The 18,545-nt window shown below is 61.8% G+C and carries 14 protein-coding genes and 2 pseudogenes; 14 read left to right on the top strand and 2 right to left on the bottom strand.

Annotated features, from left to right (window positions below; translation table 11 throughout):
* Nucleotides 1–113 precede the first annotated feature (113 nt).
* The 5 genes from purB (at nucleotide 114) to aceA (ending at nucleotide 5,903) form a co-directional block, all read left to right on the top strand.
* A complete protein-coding gene (gene purB / locus AC1M7R_RS01560; RefSeq protein WP_490610188.1) occupies nucleotides 114–1,484 on the top strand; it encodes an adenylosuccinate lyase in 1,371 nt (456 codons plus the stop codon).
* 83 nt (nucleotides 1,485–1,567) lie between these two features.
* On the top strand, nucleotides 1,568–2,734 hold the full coding sequence (locus tag AC1M7R_RS01565) for a ribosomal protein uL16 3-hydroxylase (protein ID WP_072392851.1): 1,167 nt from the start codon (nucleotides 1,568–1,570) through the stop codon (nucleotides 2,732–2,734).
* The gene (locus tag AC1M7R_RS01570) at nucleotides 2,727–3,152 is read left to right on the top strand and encodes a GNAT family N-acetyltransferase (RefSeq protein ID WP_072392848.1); all 426 of its coding nucleotides are present in this window, start codon (nucleotides 2,727–2,729) and stop codon (nucleotides 3,150–3,152) included. Before AC1M7R_RS01565 ends, AC1M7R_RS01570 begins: the two co-directional genes overlap by 8 nt.
* A 170-nt stretch (nucleotides 3,153–3,322) precedes the next feature.
* A complete protein-coding gene (locus AC1M7R_RS01575; protein WP_072392845.1) occupies nucleotides 3,323–4,084 on the top strand; it encodes a secretin N-terminal domain-containing protein in 762 nt (253 codons plus the stop codon).
* A gap of 493 nt (nucleotides 4,085–4,577) precedes the next feature.
* The gene (gene aceA, locus AC1M7R_RS01580) at nucleotides 4,578–5,903 is read left to right on the top strand and encodes an isocitrate lyase (protein WP_072392842.1); all 1,326 of its coding nucleotides are present in this window, start codon (nucleotides 4,578–4,580) and stop codon (nucleotides 5,901–5,903) included.
* Nucleotides 5,904–6,009: 106 nt separating this feature from the next.
* Here aceA and AC1M7R_RS01585 read toward each other — a convergent pair.
* Together AC1M7R_RS01585 and AC1M7R_RS01590 are read right to left on the bottom strand one after the other, a co-directional pair.
* Nucleotides 6,010–6,546, bottom strand: a pseudogene (locus AC1M7R_RS01585) (methyl-accepting chemotaxis protein); the annotation flags it as partial.
* Nucleotides 6,547–6,915: 369 nt separating this feature from the next.
* A pseudogene (locus AC1M7R_RS01590) lies at nucleotides 6,916–7,932 on the bottom strand (methyl-accepting chemotaxis protein); the annotation flags it as partial.
* Nucleotides 7,933–8,807: 875 nt separating this feature from the next.
* On the opposite strand from AC1M7R_RS01590, the gene AC1M7R_RS01595 reads away from it, so the two are divergent.
* From AC1M7R_RS01595 to nuoJ, 9 genes are all read left to right on the top strand, one after another.
* Nucleotides 8,808–9,221, top strand: coding sequence for an NADH-quinone oxidoreductase subunit A (locus AC1M7R_RS01595; protein ID WP_030141323.1), 414 nt, complete (start codon nucleotides 8,808–8,810; stop codon nucleotides 9,219–9,221).
* 10 nt (nucleotides 9,222–9,231) lie between these two features.
* The gene (locus AC1M7R_RS01600; protein WP_072392835.1) at nucleotides 9,232–9,906 is read left to right on the top strand and encodes a NuoB/complex I 20 kDa subunit family protein; all 675 of its coding nucleotides are present in this window, start codon (nucleotides 9,232–9,234) and stop codon (nucleotides 9,904–9,906) included.
* 72 nt (nucleotides 9,907–9,978) lie between these two features.
* Nucleotides 9,979–11,763, top strand: coding sequence for an NADH-quinone oxidoreductase subunit C/D (nuoC, locus tag AC1M7R_RS01605; protein ID WP_072392832.1), 1,785 nt, complete (start codon nucleotides 9,979–9,981; stop codon nucleotides 11,761–11,763).
* Nucleotides 11,764–11,765: 2 nt separating this feature from the next.
* Nucleotides 11,766–12,263: an NADH-quinone oxidoreductase subunit NuoE gene (gene nuoE / locus AC1M7R_RS01610; RefSeq protein WP_072392829.1), complete on the top strand. Its 498-nt coding sequence runs from the start codon at nucleotides 11,766–11,768 to the stop codon at nucleotides 12,261–12,263.
* Nucleotides 12,260–13,618: an NADH-quinone oxidoreductase subunit NuoF gene (gene nuoF / locus AC1M7R_RS01615; protein ID WP_072392826.1), complete on the top strand. Its 1,359-nt coding sequence runs from the start codon at nucleotides 12,260–12,262 to the stop codon at nucleotides 13,616–13,618. Before nuoE ends, nuoF begins: the two co-directional genes overlap by 4 nt.
* Nucleotides 13,619–13,756: 138 nt before the next feature.
* On the top strand, nucleotides 13,757–16,471 hold the full coding sequence (gene nuoG / locus AC1M7R_RS01620) for an NADH-quinone oxidoreductase subunit NuoG (protein WP_072430640.1): 2,715 nt from the start codon (nucleotides 13,757–13,759) through the stop codon (nucleotides 16,469–16,471).
* A complete protein-coding gene (nuoH, locus tag AC1M7R_RS01625) occupies nucleotides 16,468–17,475 on the top strand; it encodes an NADH-quinone oxidoreductase subunit NuoH (protein WP_072392820.1) in 1,008 nt (335 codons plus the stop codon). Before nuoG ends, nuoH begins: the two co-directional genes overlap by 4 nt.
* Before the next feature lie 11 nt (nucleotides 17,476–17,486).
* Nucleotides 17,487–18,035 carry an NADH-quinone oxidoreductase subunit NuoI gene (gene nuoI, locus AC1M7R_RS01630; protein WP_072392816.1) on the top strand — a complete coding sequence of 183 codons (549 nt, stop codon included), beginning with the start codon at nucleotides 17,487–17,489 and terminating at the stop codon, nucleotides 18,033–18,035.
* A 9-nt stretch (nucleotides 18,036–18,044) separates the two neighbouring features.
* The gene (gene nuoJ, locus AC1M7R_RS01635; RefSeq protein ID WP_072392813.1) at nucleotides 18,045–18,545 is read left to right on the top strand and encodes an NADH-quinone oxidoreductase subunit J; all 501 of its coding nucleotides are present in this window, start codon (nucleotides 18,045–18,047) and stop codon (nucleotides 18,543–18,545) included.

An 18,545-nucleotide genomic window follows, 5' to 3' on the forward strand; every position in this document is an offset into this window, starting at 1 on the left:
CCACTTTTGTACCTTGTCACGCGTAACACGCCGGTCAGTTGGCGACGGACCGGCGATGGTTTTCATGTATGATACGCGCCCCATTTCGTTGCCCGACTGTCCGAGAACACCCCATGCAGCTCTCTTCGCTCACTGCGGTTTCCCCTGTTGACGGCCGCTACGCCGGCAAAACCCAGGCCCTGCGCCCGATTTTCAGCGAGTACGGCCTGATCCGTGCCCGCGTCCTGGTTGAAGTGCGCTGGCTCCAGCGCCTGGCCGCCCACCCCGCCATCGGTGAAGTCCCGGCGTTCTCCGCCGAAGCCAATGCGGTGCTGAACGCCCTGGCCGAGAACTTCGCCCTGGAGCACGCCGAGCGCGTCAAAGAGATCGAGCGCACCACCAACCACGACGTCAAGGCCATCGAATACCTGCTCAAGGAGCAGGCGGCCCAGCTGCCGGAACTGGCCAAGGTCAGCGAATTCATCCACTTTGCCTGCACCAGCGAGGACATCAACAACCTGTCCCACGCCCTGATGCTGCGCGAAGGCCGCGATGACGTGATGCTGCCGCTGATGCGCCAGGTCGCCCAGGCCATTCGCGAACTGGCGATCCGTTTCGCCGACGTACCGATGCTGTCGCGCACCCACGGCCAGCCGGCTTCGCCGACCACCCTGGGCAAGGAACTGGCGAACGTCGTTTACCGCCTGGAGCGCCAGATCGCTCAAGTCGCCGCCGTGCCCCTGCTGGGCAAGATCAACGGCGCCGTGGGCAACTACAACGCGCACCTGTCGGCCTACCCGGACATCGACTGGGAAGCCAATGCCCGTGCCTTCATCGAAGACGAGCTGGGCCTGAGCTTCAACCCATACACCACCCAGATCGAACCGCACGACTACATCGCCGAGCTGTTCGACGCGATCGCACGCTTCAACACCATCCTGATCGACTTCGACCGCGACATCTGGGGCTACATCTCCCTGGGCTACTTCAAGCAGCGCACCATCGCCGGCGAAATCGGTTCCTCGACCATGCCGCACAAGGTCAACCCGATCGACTTCGAGAACTCCGAAGGCAACCTGGGCATCGCCAATGCGCTGTTCCAGCACCTGGCGAGCAAGCTGCCGATTTCCCGCTGGCAGCGCGACCTGACCGACTCCACGGTACTGCGCAACCTGGGCGTGGGTTTCGCCCATAGCGTCATTGCCTACGAAGCCAGCCTCAAGGGCATCGGCAAGCTGGAGCTGAACGAGCAGAAGATCGCCGCCGACCTGGACGCCTGCTGGGAAGTCCTGGCCGAGCCGATCCAGACCGTGATGCGCCGCTACAACATCGAAAACCCGTATGAGAAGCTGAAAGAACTGACCCGTGGCAAGGGCATCAGCCCTGAAGCGTTGCAGACTTTCATCGACGGTCTGGACATGCCCGCCGAAGCGCGCACCGAGCTGAAAAAGCTCACGCCGGCCCGCTACATCGGCAATGCGGCGGCACAAGCCAAGCGTATCTGACCCATTGCCTTGCCCTGAGACGCCCGGCCGCGCCGGGCGTTTTTATTCGCGTCTGAAAAGTAATTTTTTTCAATAGGTTACACATGAATCCTGATATTCCTCTGCAACTCCTGGGCGGCATCACGGCACGGGAGTTCCTGCGCGACTACTGGCAGAAGAAACCGCTGCTGATCCGCCAGGCCATCCCTGACTTCGAAAGCCCGATCGACGCCGACGAACTGGCCGGCCTGGCCCTGGAAGAAGAAGTCGAGTCGCGCCTGGTGATCGAGCACGGCGAGCGTCCCTGGGAATTGCGTCGCGGCCCGTTCGCCGAAGACGAATTCAGTAAACTGCCAGAGCGCGAGTGGACACTGCTGGTACAGGCGGTCGATCAATTCGTACCGGAAGTCGCCGAATTGCTGGAGCACTTCCGCTTCCTGCCCAGCTGGCGCATCGACGATGTGATGATCAGCTTCGCCGCCCCCGGTGGCAGCGTTGGCCCGCATTTCGACAACTACGACGTATTCCTGCTGCAAGGGCATGGCAAGCGCAACTGGAAGATCGGCCAGATGTGCGACTCCGAGAGTCCCTTGCTGCAGCACGCCGACCTGCGCATCCTCGCCGACTTCGAGGCGAACGACGAGTGGACCCTGGAACCGGGTGACATGCTCTACCTGCCGCCCCGTCTGGCCCACTGCGGCGTGGCCGTGGATGACTGCATGACGTATTCGGTGGGTTTCCGCGCGCCGAGCGCCGCCGAGGTGCTGACTCATTTCACCGATTTCCTCAGCCAGTTCCTGCCGGACGAAGAACGCTACACCGACGCCGATGCGCGCCCGGTGAGCGACCCGCATCAGATCCAGCACGACGCCCTCGATCGCCTCAAGGGCCTGCTGGCCGAACACATGAGCGACGAACGCCTGCTGCTGACCTGGTTCGGCCAGTTCATGACCGAGCCACGCTACCCGGAACTGGTGGTCGGGCCCGAGCTGGAAGAGGACGACCTGCTGGCCGGCCTGGAGCAAGGCGCGGTTATCATTCGCAACCCGAGCGCACGCCTGGCCTGGTCGGAAGTCGACGACGACCTGCTGCTGTTCGCCAGCGGCCAGAGCCGCTACCTGCCGGGCAAGTTGCGTGAGCTGCTGAAGATGATCTGCGCTGCGGATGCGCTGCATATCGAAAACCTCGGCCCATGGCTGGCCGACGAAGATGGTCGCGGCCTGCTCTGCGAGTTGGTCAAGCAAGGCAGCCTGGGGTTCGCCGATGAATAGAATTCACGTTCGTGTCGCAGACTGGCAAAAGGACAACGCCGAGATCCGGCGCATTCGTGAGACCGTGTTCATTGTCGAACAGTCCGTTCCACCCGAGCTGGAATGGGATTGCGATGACCAGGATGCAGTGCATTTCCTGGCCTTCGAAGGCGATTTCCCCATTGGCACCGCTCGCCTGCTGACCGAGGGTCATATCGGCCGCGTCTCGGTCCTCAAGGACTGGCGCGGCCTGAAAGTCGGCGATGCGCTGATGCAAGCCGTGATCGCCGAAGCCGAGAGACGCGGGCTCAAGCAGCAGATGCTCAGCGCCCAGGTCCATGCCACGCCGTTCTATGAGCGCCTGGGCTTTGCCGTGGTCAGCGAGGAGTTCCTGGAAGCGGGGATCCCTCATGTGGACATGGTGCGGCACTCGGCCTGAATCCGCAGCGCGGCCATCGCGAGCTTGCTCGCGATGAAGCCCTCAAGCCTTACCGAAAAACGCCCCGCCATCCCCCGATGCCGGGGCGTTTTGCCGTCTACCATTCAACTTGCCCCACTCGGGGCCGACAAACTGGCAATATCAAGCCTTTGTCTCGCGGAGAAATGGACATGCCTCTACGCACCCTCCTGGTCACCCTGCTGCTCGGCTGCAGCCTGTCGGCCATGGCCGACACACAAATCGTGCCGCTGAACTACCGCACCAGCGCCGACCTGCTGCCGGTGGCGCAGAACTTCATCGGCAAGGACGGCCAGGTCAGCGCCTACGGCAACCAACTGATCGTCAACGCCGAACCTGGCAAGATCGAAGAACTCCGGCAATTCCTCGCCCAGTTGGATACCGCCCCCAAACGCCTGCTGATTACCGTGGACACCAACGAGAACAACCTGCAGGGCGACCAAGGCTACTCCATCAACGGGGCAGCCCCCAGCCAGACCCGCATCATCAACCGCAGCACAGCCAGCCGTGACGGTGGGGTGCAGCAGGTACAGGCAAGCGAAGGCCAACCGGCGCTGATCCAGGTCGGACAAAGCGTGCCCTTCACCAGCACCCAGACCGACACCTATGGCCGCATGCAGAGCCAGACCGAATACCGCAATGTCACCCAGGGTTTCTATGTCACCGCCAGCGTTACCGGCGAGACCGTTCATCTGAGCATCAGTACCAACCGTGACCGTATGAGCCAGGAACGTCCCGATGTAGTGAACGTCCAGAGTACCGACACAACAGTCAGCGGTCGCCTGGGGGAATGGATCACCCTGGCGGGCGTGAATCGCCAGACACAAGCCGACAAACAAGGCCTGACCCGCAGCTACTCGACACAAGGTCGCGACGACATGATTCTGCGGGTCAAGGTCGACACCCTGAACTGAAGCATCAAAAACTGACTGATGAGTCGTATTAGACCAAAGATGTAGTGGCTGAAAAAAAGCACTACAAAACGTTTGACGAGCAAAAAAACCGAAGGCATGATGGCCTCGCTCCCGCTAATCAGGGGCCCTGGCAAGGGCCTTCGGGTCGTCGCTTGCACCTACCCCGCGAGCCGATTCGTGTCTGTACCGCCCACAAGGTGTGTTTGACGAGGTTGCGACTGGAACGAAGTTGTCCCGAGGGACGGAAGCGTAACTAGGTAACCCGGCATCACTCTGAGTTCACATGAAGGCCCACGACGCCCGAATGCGCCCGCAGTTCGCCTCTACCTGCTCACTTTCCCCTCGAGCCCATCGTTCATCCCGTCGCCTCCTCGCCTGAACCGACTTGTATGCCCGGCCCCCTGGCCAGCGAGCAGCCTTCTTCGCCAATGTTTGGTGAAACCGGCAGGAGCAGGAATCTTCCACACCCGACGATGCGACGAGGTTTATTTCCATGGCACTGACACGCGAACAGCAAATTGCAGCCCTTGAAAAAGACTGGGCTGAGAACCCACGCTGGAAAGGCGTGAAGCGCAATTATTCCGCTGCTGACGTCGTCCGTCTGCGTGGCTCGGTTCAACCTGAGCACACCTTTGCGAAAATGGGCGCCGAGAAGCTCTGGAACCTGGTGACCCAGGGCGCCAAGCCATCCTTCCGTCCCGAGAAAGATTTCGTCAACTGCATGGGCGCCCTGACCGGCGGCCAGGCCGTACAGCAAGTCAAGGCCGGCATCCAGGCGATCTACCTGTCGGGCTGGCAAGTGGCTGCCGACAACAACTCCGCCGAATCGATGTACCCCGACCAATCGCTGTACCCGGTGGATTCGGTTCCCACCGTGGTCAAGCGCATCAACAACTCGTTCCGTCGCGCCGACCAGATCCAGTGGAAAGCCGGCAAGAACCCAGGCGACGAAGGCTACATCGACTACTTCGCGCCAATCGTGGCTGACGCCGAAGCCGGTTTCGGCGGCGTACTGAATGCCTACGAACTGATGAAGAGCATGATCGAAGCAGGCGCCGCCGGCGTTCACTTCGAAGACCAGCTGGCCTCGGTGAAGAAATGCGGCCACATGGGCGGCAAGGTACTGGTGCCGACCCAGGAAGCCGTACAGAAGCTGACCGCTGCCCGCCTGGCCGCCGACGTCGCTGGCGTACCGACCATCATCCTGGCCCGTACCGACGCCAACGCCGCTGACCTGCTGACTTCCGACTGCGACCCGTACGACCAGCCGTTCGTAACCGGCACCCGCACCCAGGAAGGCTTCTACAAAGTCCGCGCCGGCCTGGACCAGGCAATCGCCCGCGGCCTGGCCTACGCGCCGTACGCCGACCTGATCTGGTGTGAAACCGCCAAGCCGGACCTGGAAGAAGCGCGTCGCTTCGCCGAAGCGATCAAGAAGGAATACCCGGACCAGATCCTGTCGTACAACTGCTCGCCTTCCTTCAACTGGAAGAAAAACCTGGACGACGCGACCATCGCCAAGTTCCAGCGCGAACTGTCCGCCATGGGCTACAAGCACCAGTTCATCACCCTGGCCGGCATTCACAACATGTGGCACAGCATGTTCAACCTGGCGCACGACTACGCCCGCAACGACATGACCGCCTACGTGAAACTGCAGGAGCAGGAGTTCGCCGACGCCGCCAAGGGCTACACCTTCGTGGCGCACCAGCAGGAAGTGGGCACCGGTTACTTCGACGACATGACCACCGTGATCCAGGGCGGCACCTCGTCGGTAACCGCACTGACCGGCTCCACCGAAGAAGAACAGTTCCACTGATCCATCGTTAAACGGCCCTTGCGGACCGAGTCAAAGCTAACCGCAAGGCCGCCAATCTGAAGCCCCGACTGGTTCGGGGCTTTTTTTCGCCGGCTTTGCGCTGTTTTCACACTTTGAAATGGCTCACCAGTTGCTGCAACTGGTTCCCCAGGCGCGCCAGTTCGATGCTGGAGGCTGCGGTTTCCTCGCTGGCCGAGGCGGTCTGCTCGGAGACATCGCGCACGCTCAAGATACTGCGACTGATGTCCTCGGCCACCGAACTCTGTTGCACCGCGGCGGCGGCAATCTGCTGGTTCATGGCCTGGATGCCGGAAACCGCCTGGGTGATATTGCCCAGGGAGGTGCCAGCCTTACCGGCCAATTCCACACTGCTGTCAGTCAGTTCACGGCTGTTTCGCATGATATTCGAGACCTGGCGCGTGCCGTTCTGCATGCCCGCCACCAGGCTTTCAATCTCTTCGGTGGACTGCTGGGTACGCTGGGCCAGCCCGCGCACTTCGTCGGCGACCACGGCAAAGCCACGCCCGGCGTCACCGGCGCGAGCGGCCTCGATGGCCGCATTGAGGGCTAGCAGGTTGGTCTGCTCGGCCACCGCCCTGATCACGTCCATGATCTTGCCGATGCGCCCGCTTTCCTGCTCCAACTCGTTCATGGCTTCGACGGAGCGCCCGACTTCGCCGGCCAAACGCTCGATCTGGACGATGGCTTGCGCGACCACCTCGTCGCCGATACGGGCCTGTGCGTCGGCCTCCGACGCGGCTGCGCAAGCCTGTTCGGCATTGCGCGCGACTTCATGCACCGTCGCCGACATTTCGTGCATGGCAGTGGCCACCTGGTCAGTCTCGGTCTTCTGGCTATTGACCCCGGCACTGGTCTGCTCAGTGACAGCCGACAGCTCTTCGGCGGCGCTGGCGATCTGGGTGACGCCATCCCGGATGCCGCCGATCAGGTCGCGCAACGTAACGCCCATGCGCTGGATACCTTGCTGCAAGGCACCCAGCTCATCACCACGGGTCACGACCATGTCTTGGGTGAGGTCACCTGCCGCGATGCGATCAACCACTGCCAGCGTGTCCTGCAACGGCCGGGTAATCTGGCGCGTGATGATCACGGCCGCAAGAATCCCCAACAGTATCGCCAATGCAGTACAGCTCAACTGCAGGATCCGCGAACGGGTGCTTTCTTCATCCAGGTAGGCCAACTGGCTGGCATACATTTCATCCGTCAGGCGGGTGATGGTTTCACCCAGGTCGACGGTTTCCTGCACAGCCTTGCCAATGGCCTGGTTGCTGGCGGTGAAGTTCTGCACCGATTGGCGGTAAGCGATCAGCGCGGTTTCCAGTTGCTTGATGGTATCGGCATAGGCGGGGCCGAAAGCGCTATTGAGGGTGTCGATGCTCTTGAACGCATTTTCAAGCTGGCGGGTGGCGGCCTGTTCGGTGGCGCTGTTGGGATTGCCGGTATAGCCACGCACTTCATAACGCACCAGGGCCACGTCCTCCTTGACCTTGAGGATCACCCTGTACAGGTCGAAGCGGCGCTCGTCCGAGACGGGCATGGCTTCCACATCACTGATGACCTTGGCAATCAGCGCGGCGCCTTTGACCGCGTTGGTCCCCATCTCCTTGCGCATGGCGGCGTCATTGCGATAGGCCTCGCGCATGGTATCCAGTGCCCGCTGATACTGCGCGCTGGCCTGCTCGATCAAGGCGAGCTTCTTCAGGTTTTCCGGTTTTCTCAGCTCTTTTGCCAGGCTTTTCTCCTTGGCGACAAGCTGCTCCAGCGACGCCTGGATCAATGCCCCTTTCTGCTCATCGCCCTTGTCCAACTGATATTGGAATCGAGCCCTGCGCAGATGGTCCAGACGGTCGCCGAACTCGGCAATGCTCGACATCCGGTCCGCACGCTCGATCATCTTGCCCAAGCTGAACCAGCCGGTCGCGGCGAGGATGGCGGTCAGAAACAGCACAACGGCAAAACCCAAAGCCAGCTTGAGCATAACGCTCATATTCGCGATCGGAGACTTCATGACATTCCTTGAGTAATCCCAGCCGCGAACGATGAAAACTGACGCAGCTATCTATGAAGAGGCATGTCTAACCAGCATTGATATAGATGATTAGATGAATGAACCGCAAAGATAGCCATTTGATATCATTCCTTCAAGACTTCCGTCTCCGACCCCTGCCGATTTTTTCGAGCAGCGGCATCGCTCATGCGCATCCTCCCCGGGTCACAGGCTCCAGGATGGACTGGATTGCCGGACATCGATCCGTCGCTCCTTTTTTTCACTCGTTTTCCTGGAAGCGGCCTACGCTTAGGAACAAGCCTGCCCCTGTGGAGCCAGGCTTGGCCGCGCTGGACGCAAGACAGTCTGCCTCGGGACTCATTTGCTGGCATCGCGGCCAAGCCTGGCCTCCACAGGAGCAGTGCCTCATGCAGCCTTGAGCGCCAGCGGCCCTCCTTTACGGAAACCTCAGCAGAAACTTCAGCGCAACGATAGAAAAATTGATCGAACGCAGTATTGGGCGGTCGGAAAAGGAGTAAAACGTCCGACGCTGACAATTGCAGTAGCGACGATTAAGACAGCTCCCCTCGACACGACTTTAAGTGCACATGGAGGGCGCAATACAGATAACAACAATTATCATTTGGAAGTCGTTATCATTGTTGCATTCCGCACGAAATATTATTGTTCAATAGCCGGCCAATGCCCGTCGGGCCGGGGCCGCGCGGCCCTGGAGGTGCGCCATGTCCTTATTCCAATAAATAATTTCGTGATCTGAATTTTACTTGCCCGGTGTTTAGCCATAAAATCACCGCGATTGATTGCTGCGACATATCGTCACTGCGTTATTTCTTTTCAAGCTCAGAGACCTTTGCTCTCTGTTAAGGATTTCCAGCATGCCCGAAGCGACAGGACTCATGGCCCACAACTGGGGCTTTGCCATTTTCCTTCTGGGTGTCGTCGGCCTGTGCGCCTTCATGCTCGGCGTCTCCAGCCTCCTCGGGTCAAAAGCCTGGGGACGCAGCAAAAATGAACCGTTCGAGTCCGGCATGCTGCCTACCGGTGGCGCCCGCTTGCGGCTCTCAGCCAAATTCTATCTGGTCGCGATGCTCTTCGTGATCTTCGATATCGAAGCCCTCTTTCTCTTTGCCTGGTCTGTGTCCGTCCGCGAAAGCGGCTGGACCGGATTCGTCGAAGCTCTCGTTTTCATAGCAATTCTGTTGGCAGGTCTTGTCTACCTTTACCGGGTGGGGGCACTTGATTGGGCTCCGGAAGCTCGGCGCAAGCGGCAAGCGAAGCTGAAACAATGAGGCTTTGGCAATGCAATACAATCTCACCAGGATCGACCCCGATGCTCCTAACGAGCAGTATCCGATCGGCAAGCGGGAAACCGTCGCCGATCCGTTAGAAGATCAAGTCCACAAGAATATCTTCATGGGCAAGCTCGAAGACGTGCTGAACAGCACGGTCAACTGGGGTCGCAAGAACTCCCTGTGGCCGTACAACTTCGGCCTTTCGTGCTGCTACGTGGAAATGACCACCGCCTTCACGGCGCCCCACGACATCGCGCGCTTTGGCGCCGAGGTAATCCGGGCATCGCCGCGCCAGGCGGACTTCATGGTTATCGCCGGTACGCCGTTCCTGAAGATGGCCCCCATCATCCAGCGCCTGTATGAGCAGATGCTGGAACCCAAGTGGGTCATTTCCATGGGCGCCTGTGCCAACTCCGGTGGCATGTATGACATCTATTCCGTGGTTCAGGGAGTCGACAAGTTCCTCCCGGTGGATGTCTACGTGCCCGGCTGCCCGCCTCGTCCCGAAGCGTTCCTGCAAGGCCTGATGCTGCTGCAGGAATCCATCGGACAGGAACGTCGCCCGCTTTCCTGGGTCGTCGGCGATCAAGGCGTCTACCGCGCCGACATGCCGTCGCAAAAGGCCGAGCGCCGCGAACAGCGAATCGCAGTCACCAACCTGCGCAGCCCCGACGAAGTCTGATCCAGCTCTGTTCCGTACAAGAAACGAGAAACTGGCTTCATTCTTTACGTTGACCGAAAGCGATAAATAACCATGACTACAGGCAGTGCTCTGTACATCCCGCCTTACAAGGCAGACGACCAGGATGTGGTCGTCGAACTGAACAACCGTTTTGGCCCCGAGGCGTTCACCGCCCAGGCAACCCGCACCGGCATGCCGGTGCTGTGGGTTGCCCGCGAGAAGCTCGTCGAAGTCCTGACTTTCCTGCGCAACCTGCCCAAGCCCTACGTCATGCTCTATGACCTGCACGGCGTGGACGAGCGCCTGCGTACCAAGCGCCAAGGGCTGCCGAGCGGTGTCGACTTCACCGTGTTCTACCACCTGCTGTCGGTGGAACGTAATAGTGACGTAATGATCAAGGTCGCCTTGTCCGAAAACGACCTCAGCGTGCCCTCCGTGACCGGTATCTGGCCGAACGCCAACTGGTACGAGCGCGAAGTCTGGGACATGTTCGGCATCGACTTCCGCGGTCACCCGCACCTGACACGCATCATGATGCCGCCGACCTGGGAAGGTCACCCGCTGCGCAAGGACTTCCCGGCCCGCGCCACCGAGTTCGACCCGTTCAGCCTGTCCCTGGCCAAGCAGCAGCTAGAGGAAGAAGCCGCGCGCTTCAAACCCGAAGACTGGGGCATGAAGCGCTCCGGGGCGAACGAGGACTACATGTTCCTCAACCTCGGCCCGAACCACCCTTCGGCCCACGGTGCGTTCCGCATCATCCTGCAACTGGACGGCGAAGAGATCGTCGACTGCGTCCCGGACATCGGCTATCACCACCGTGGCGCCGAGAAGATGGGCGAGCGCCAGTCCTGGCACAGCTACATCCCGTACACCGACCGCATCGACTACCTCGGCGGCGTGATGAACAACCTGCCGTACGTGCTCTCGGTCGAGAAACTGGCCGGTATCACGGTACCGGACCGGGTCAACGTGATTCGCATCATGATGGCCGAGTTCTTCCGTATCACCAGCCACCTGCTGTTCCTCGGTACCTATATCCAGGACGTCGGCGCCATGACTCCGGTGTTCTTCACGTTCACCGACCGCCAGCGGGCCTACACGGTGATCGAAGCCATCACCGGCTTCCGCCTGCACCCGGCCTGGTACCGCATCGGCGGCGTCGCCCACGACCTGCCCCGGGGCTGGGAAAAGCTGGTCAAGGATTTCGTCGAGTGGATGCCCAAGCGCCTGGACGAATACACCAAGGCCGCCCTGCAGAACAGCATTCTCAAGGGTCGTACCATCGGGGTCGCTGCCTACAACACCAAAGAGGCCCTGGAATGGGGCGTCACCGGTGCCGGCCTGCGTTCCACCGGCTGCGATTTCGACCTGCGCAAGGCTCGCCCCTATTCCGGCTACGAGAACTTCGAATTCGAAGTACCACTGGCCGTCAACGGCGATGCCTATGACCGCTGCATGGTTCGCGTCGAGGAGATGCGCCAGAGCATCAAGATCATCGACCAGTGCATGCGCAACATGCCGGAAGGCCCGTACAAGGCGGATCACCCGCTGACCACGCCGCCGCCAAAGGAGCGCACGCTGCAACACATCGAGACCCTGATCACGCACTTCCTGCAGGTTTCGTGGGGCCCGGTCATGCCGGCCAACGAATCCTTCCAGATGATCGAAGCGACCAAGGGTATCAACAGTTATTACCTGACGAGCGATGGCGGCACCATGAGCTACCGCACCCGGATCCGCACTCCAAGCTATCCGCACCTGCAGCAGATCCCTTCGGTGATCAAAGGCAGCATGGTCGCGGACTTGATCGCGTACCTGGGTAGTATCGACTTCGTTATGGCCGACGTGGACCGCTAAGCATGAACAGCACGCTTATCCAGACAGACCGTTTCGCCCTGAGCGAAACCGAGCGCTCGGCCATCGAGCACGAGCTGCATCACTACGAAGACCCGCGCGCGGCGTCTATCGAAGCCCTCAAGATCGTCCAGAAGGAACGTGGCTGGGTACCCGATGGCGCGCTCTACGCCATCGGCGAGATCCTCGGCATTCCGGCCAGCGACGTCGAAGGCGTCGCCACCTTCTACAGCCAGATCTTCCGCCAGCCGGTGGGCCGCCACATCATTCGCGTCTGCGACAGCATGGTCTGCTACATCGGCGGCCACGAGTCGGTGGTCGGCGAGCTGCAGAGCAAACTGGGCATCGGCCTGGGCCAGACCACTGCCGACGGCCGCTTCACCCTGCTGCCGGTGTGCTGCCTGGGCAACTGCGACAAGGCCCCGGCACTGATGATCGACGACGACACCTTCGGTGACGTTACGCCAGCCGGCGTTGCCAAACTGCTGGAGGGCTACGTATGACCCTGACTTCCTTCGGGCCCGCCAACCGCATCCAGCGTTCGGCCGAAACCCACCCCCTGACCTGGCGCCTGCGTGACGACGGCGAGCCGGTCTGGCTGGACGAATACCAGGCCAAGAACGGCTATGCCGCCGCGCGCAAGGCCTTCACCGACATGGGCCAGGACGACATCGTCCAGACCGTGAAGGACTCGGGCCTCAAGGGCCGCGGCGGCGCGGGCTTCCCTACCGGCGTGAAGTGGGGACTGATGCCCAAGGACGAATCCATCAATATCCGCTACCTGCTGTGCAACGCGGATGAGATGGAGCCCAACACCTGGAAGGACCGCATGCTGATGGAGCAACTGCCCCATCTGCTGATCGAAGGCATGCTCATCAGCGCCCGGGCGCTGAAGACCTACCGCGGCTATATCTTCCTGCGCGGCGAATACACCACCGCCGCCAGGCACCTGAACCGTGCCGTGGAAGAAGCCAAGGCCGCGGGCCTGCTGGGCAAGAACATCCTGGGCAGCGGCTTCGATTTCGAGCTGTTCGTCCACACGGGCGCCGGGCGTTATATCTGCGGTGAAGAAACCGCACTGATCAACTCCCTGGAAGGACGCCGCGCCAACCCGCGCTCCAAACCGCCCTTCCCTGCCGCCGTGGGCGTGTGGGGCAAGCCGACCTGCGTGAACAACGTCGAGACCCTGTGCAACGTGCCGGCGATCATCGCCGACGGCGTGGACTGGTACAAATCCCTGGCCCGCGACGGCAGCGAAGACATGGGCACCAAGCTCATGGGCTTCTCCGGCAAGGTCAAGAACCCCGGCCTGTGGGAGCTGCCCTTCGGCATCACCGGACGCGAGCTGTTCGAGGACTACGCCGGCGGCATGCGCGACGGCTACAAGCTCAAGTGCTGGCAGCCCGGCGGTGCCGGTACCGGCTTCCTGCTGCCCGAACACCTGGACGCGCAGATGTATGCCGGCGGCATCGCCAAGGTCGGGACCCGCATGGGTACCGGCCTGGCCATGGCGGTGGACGACAGCGTCAGCATGGTTTCGCTGCTGCGCAACATGGAAGAGTTCTTCGCTCGTGAGTCGTGCGGTTTCTGCACCCCTTGCCGCGATGGCCTGCCATGGAGCGTCAAGTTGTTGCGGGCCATCGAGAACGGCGAAGGCCAGGCCGGCGACATCGAGACCCTGCTGGGCCTGGTGGGTTTCCTCGGCCCGGGCAAGACCTTCTGTGCCCACGCACCGGGTGCCGTGGAACCGCTGGGCAGCGCGATCAAGTACTTCCGCCCTGAATTCGAGGCCGGCATCGCGCCAACCCGCGCCGGCGATCTCAATCAGGTGGTCACGCCGACCATGGTCGGCGCGTAACAACGCTTAAGAAGGCGAAGGGTCCGTGCCCTTCGCCTTTTCGTCCGATGACGCCTCCTGGGCTGTTTGGACTCGGACGAACGACAAGATTCCATTAGCCACGCCCGCTGACACCGGGCCAACGAAGAACTTTGAACCATGGCCACTATCCACGTAGACGGCAAAGCGCTCGAAGTCGATGGGGCAGACAACCTGTTACAGGCATGTCTGTCGCTAGGCCTCGACATCCCTTATTTCTGCTGGCACCCCGCGCTTGGTAGCGTCGGGGCCTGCCGCCAGTGCGCAGTCAAGCAGTACACCGACGAGAACGACACCCGCGGTCGCATCGTCATGTCCTGCATGACCCCTGCCACCGACAACACCTGGATCTCCATCGACGATGAGGAATCCAAGGCGTTCCGCGCCAGTGTCGTCGAATGGCTGATGACCAACCACCCGCACGACTGCCCGGTCTGCGAGGAAGGTGGTCACTGCCACTTGCAGGACATGACCGTGATGACCGGTCACAACGAGCGCCGTTATCGCTTCAAGAAGCGCACCCACCAGAACCAGCAGCTGGGCCCGTTCATTTCCCATGAGATGAACCGTTGCATCGCCTGCTACCGCTGCGTGCGCTTCTACAAGGACTACGCCGGCGGCACCGACCTGGGCGTGTTCGGCGCCCACGACAACGTGTACTTCGGTCGCGTCGAAGACGGCACCCTGGAAAGCGAATTCTCCGGCAACCTCACCGAGGTCTGCCCGACCGGTGTGTTCACCGACAAGACCCACTCCGAGCGCTACAACCGCAAGTGGGACATGCAGTTCGCGCCAAGCATCTGCCACGGCTGCTCCAGCGGTTGCAACATCAGCCCGGGCGAACGCTACGGCGAACTGCGTCGCATCGAAAACCGCTACAACGGTTCGGTGAACCAGTACTTCCTGTGCGACCGCGGCCGTTTCGGCTACGGCTACGTCAACCGCAAGGACCGCCCTCGCCAGCCGCTGCTGGCCGACGGCACCAAGCTGAGCCTGGACGAAGCCCTGGACAAGGCCGCCGACCTGCTGCGCGGCCGCAACATCGTCGGCATCGGCTCGCCACGGGCCAGCCTGGAAAGCAACTACGCGCTGCGTGAGCTGGTCGGTACCGAACACTTCTACAGCGGTATCGAAGCCGGCGAGCTGGAACGCATCCGCCTGGTGCTGCAAGTGCTCAAGGACAGCCCGCTGCCCGTGCCGACGATGCGTGACATCGAAGACCACGACGCAGTGTTCGTCCTCGGTGAAGACCTGACCCAGACCGCGGCCCGCATGGCCCTGGCCTTGCGTCAGTCGGTCAAGGGCAAGGCCGAGGAGATGGCCGACGCCATGCGTGTCCAGCCATGGCTCGACGCTGCCGTGAAGAACATCGGCCAGCATGAGCTGAACCCGCTGTTCATCGCCAGCCTCGCCGAAACCAAGCTCGATGACGTGGCCGAGGAATGCGTCCACGCAGCTCCGGACGACCTGGCGCGCATCGGTTTCGCCGTGGCCCACGCCCTGGACGCCAGCGCCCCGGCCGTCGAAGGCCTGGACAGCGAAGCAGGCGCATTGGTACAGCGCATCGCCGACGCCCTGCTGGCGGCCAAGCGTCCGCTGGTCATCGCCGGTACCTCCCTGGGCTCCAAGGCCCTGATCGAAGCGGCCGCCAACATCGCCAAGGCCCTCAAGCTGCGGGAAAAGAACGGCTCCATCAGCCTGGTGGTGCCCGAAGCCAACAGCCTCGGCCTGGCCATGCTCGGCGGCGAGTCGGTGGACGCGGCGCTGCAAGCCGTGATCGACGGCAGCGCCGATGCCATCGTGGTGCTGGAGAACGACCTGTTCACCCGCACCGACAAGGCCAAGGTGGACGCCGCGTTGAATGCCGCGAAAGTGGTGATCGTCGCCGACCATCAGAAAACCGCCACCACCGACCGCGCCCACCTGGTGCTGCCGGCGGCGAGCTTCGCCGAAGGCGACGGGACGCTGGTCAGCCAGGAAGGTCGCGCCCAGCGTTTCTTCCAGGTCTTCGACCCGCAATACCTGGACGCCAGCATCCTGGTCCACGAGGGCTGGCGCTGGCTGCATGCCCTGCGCGCCACCCTGCTGAACCAGCCGATCGACTGGACCCAACTGGACCACGTCACGGCTGCAGTCGCATCGAGCTCCGCTCAACTGGCCGGCATCGTCGACGCCGCACCGTCCGCCTCGTTCCGCATCAAGGGCTTGAAGCTGGCCCGTGAACCGCTGCGTTATTCCGGCCGCACCGCGATGCGCGCCAACATCAGCGTCCACGAACCGCGCACCCCGCAGGACAAGGACACCGCGTTCGCCTTCTCGATGGAAGGTTACTCGGGCTCGGCCGAACCGCGCTCGCAAGTGCCGTTCGCCTGGTCGCCGGGCTGGAACTCGCCCCAGGCCTGGAACAAGTTCCAGGACGAGGTCGGTGGTCACCTGCGTGCCGGCGATCCGGGCACTCGCCTGATCGAAAGCCAGGGCGATGGCCTGGGCTGGTTCGCCAATGTACCGCGCGCTTTCAATCCGGCCCCGGGCACCTGGCAGGTCGTACCGTTCCATCACCTGTTCGGCAGCGAAGAGAACTCTTCCAAGGCCGCTCCGGTACAGGAACGCATCCCGGCCGCCTACGTGTCGCTGGCCAAATCGGAGGCCGATCGCCTGGGCGTCAACGACGGCGCCCTGCTGAGCCTGAACGTCGCGGGCCAGACCTTGCGCCTGCCGCTGCGTATCAATGAGCAACTGGGCGCCGGCCTGGTGGCCCTGCCGGCCGGCCTGGCGGGTATCCCACCGGCGGTGTTCGGCAAGACCGTCGATGGTCTGCAGGAGGCAGCGCAATGAGCTGGTTCACCCCTGAAGTGATCGAAGTGATCCTGACAGTCCTCAAGGCCATCGTGATCCTGCTGGCCGTGGTGGTCTGCGGGGCACTGCTGAGCTTCGTCGAACGTCGCCTGCTGGGCTGGTGGCAGGACCGCTACGGTCCGAACCGCGTCGGCCCGTTCGGCATGTTCCAGATCGCCGCCGACATGGTCAAAATGTTCTTCAAGGAAGACTGGACGCCACCGTTCGCCGACAAGGTGATCTTCACCCTGGCACCGGTGGTGGCCATGAGCGCCTTGCTGATCGCCTTCGCGATCATCCCGATCACCCCGACCTGGGGCGTGGCGGACCTGAACATCGGCCTGCTGTTCTTCTTCGCCATGGCCGGCCTTTCGGTGTATGCGGTGCTGTTCGCCGGTTGGTCGAGCAACAACAAGTTCGCCCTGCTGGGCAGCCTGCGTGCTTCGGCCCAGACCGTGTCCTACGAAGTGTTCATGGGCCTGGCGCTGATGGGCGTCGTGGTCCAGGCCGGTTCGTTCAACATGCGCGACATCGTCGAGTACCAGGCGCAGAACCTGTGGTTCATCATTCCGCAGTTCTTCGGCTTCTGTACGTTCTTCGTCGCTGGCGTGGCCGTGACTCACCGTCACCCCTTCGACCAGCCGGAAGCGGAACAGGAACTGGCCGATGGTTACCACATCGAATACGCCGGCATGAAATGGGGCATGTTCTTCGTCGGTGAATACATCGGCATCGTCCTGATCTCGGCACTGCTGGTCACGCTGTTCTTCGGCGGCTGGCATGGTCCGTTCGGCATCCTGCCGCAACTGTCCTTCGTGTGGTTCGCCCTGAAGACCGCGTTCTTCATCATGCTGTTCGTCCTGCTGCGCGCCTCGATCCCGCGCCCACGCTACGACCAGGTGATGGACTTCAGCTGGAAATTCTGCCTGCCACTGACCCTGATCAATTTGCTGGTGACCGCTGCGATCGTGTTGTTGAACACGCCTGCGGCCGCGGTTCAGTGAGGATTTGACCCATGTTCAAATATATTGGCGACATCGTTAAGGGTACCGGTACCCAACTGCGGAGCCTGGTCATGATCTTCGGCCATGGCTTCCGCAAGCGCGACACCCTGCAATACCCCGAAGAAGCGGTCTACCTGGCACCTCGCTACCGTGGCCGCATCGTCCTGACCCGCGACCCCGACGGCGAGGAACGCTGCGTGGCCTGCAACCTGTGCGCCGTGGCTTGCCCGGTAGGCTGCATCTCGCTGCAGAAAGCCGAGACCGAAGACGGTCGCTGGTACCCGGACTTCTTCCGCATCAACTTCTCGCGTTGCATCTTCTGCGGCCTTTGCGAAGAAGCCTGCCCGACCACCGCGATCCAGCTCACGCCGGATTTCGAAATGGCCGACTTCAAACGTCAGGACCTGGTGTACGAGAAAGAAGACCTGCTGATTTCCGGTCCCGGTAAAAACCCTGATTACAACTTCTATCGTGTTGCAGGTATGGCCATTGCCGGTAAGCCGAAAGGTGCCGCGCAGAACGAAGCCGAGCCGATCAACGTGAAGAGCTTGCTGCCTTAAGGAAGAAAGATGGAATTCGCTTTCTATTTCGCATCGGGTATCGCGGTGGTGTCCACGCTTCGAGTGGTCACCAACACCAACCCCGTGCACGCCCTGCTCTACCTGATCATTTCGCTCATCGCCGTGGCCATGACGTTCTTCAGCCTCGGCGCACCGTTCGCCGGTGCCCTGGAAGTGATCGCCTACGCCGGCGCCATCATGGTGCTTTTCGTGTTCGTGGTGATGATGCTGAACCTGGGCCCTGCCTCGGTCCAGCAGGAGCGCTCCTGGCTCAAGCCGGGCATCTGGGCCGGGCCGGTGATCCTCGCCGCCCTGCTGCTGGGTGAATTGCTGTATGTGCTGTTCGCTCACCAGAGCGGCCAGGCCATCGGCCAAACCACCGTGGACGCCAAGGCCGTGGGCATCAGCCTGTTCGGCCCGTACCTGCTGGTGGTCGAACTCGCCTCGATGCTGCTGCTCGCCGCAGCCGTCACGGCGTTCCATTTGGGCCGTAACGAGGCGAAGGAGTAA

It is taken from the genome of Pseudomonas sp. MS01C9, from assembly GCF_058202755.1.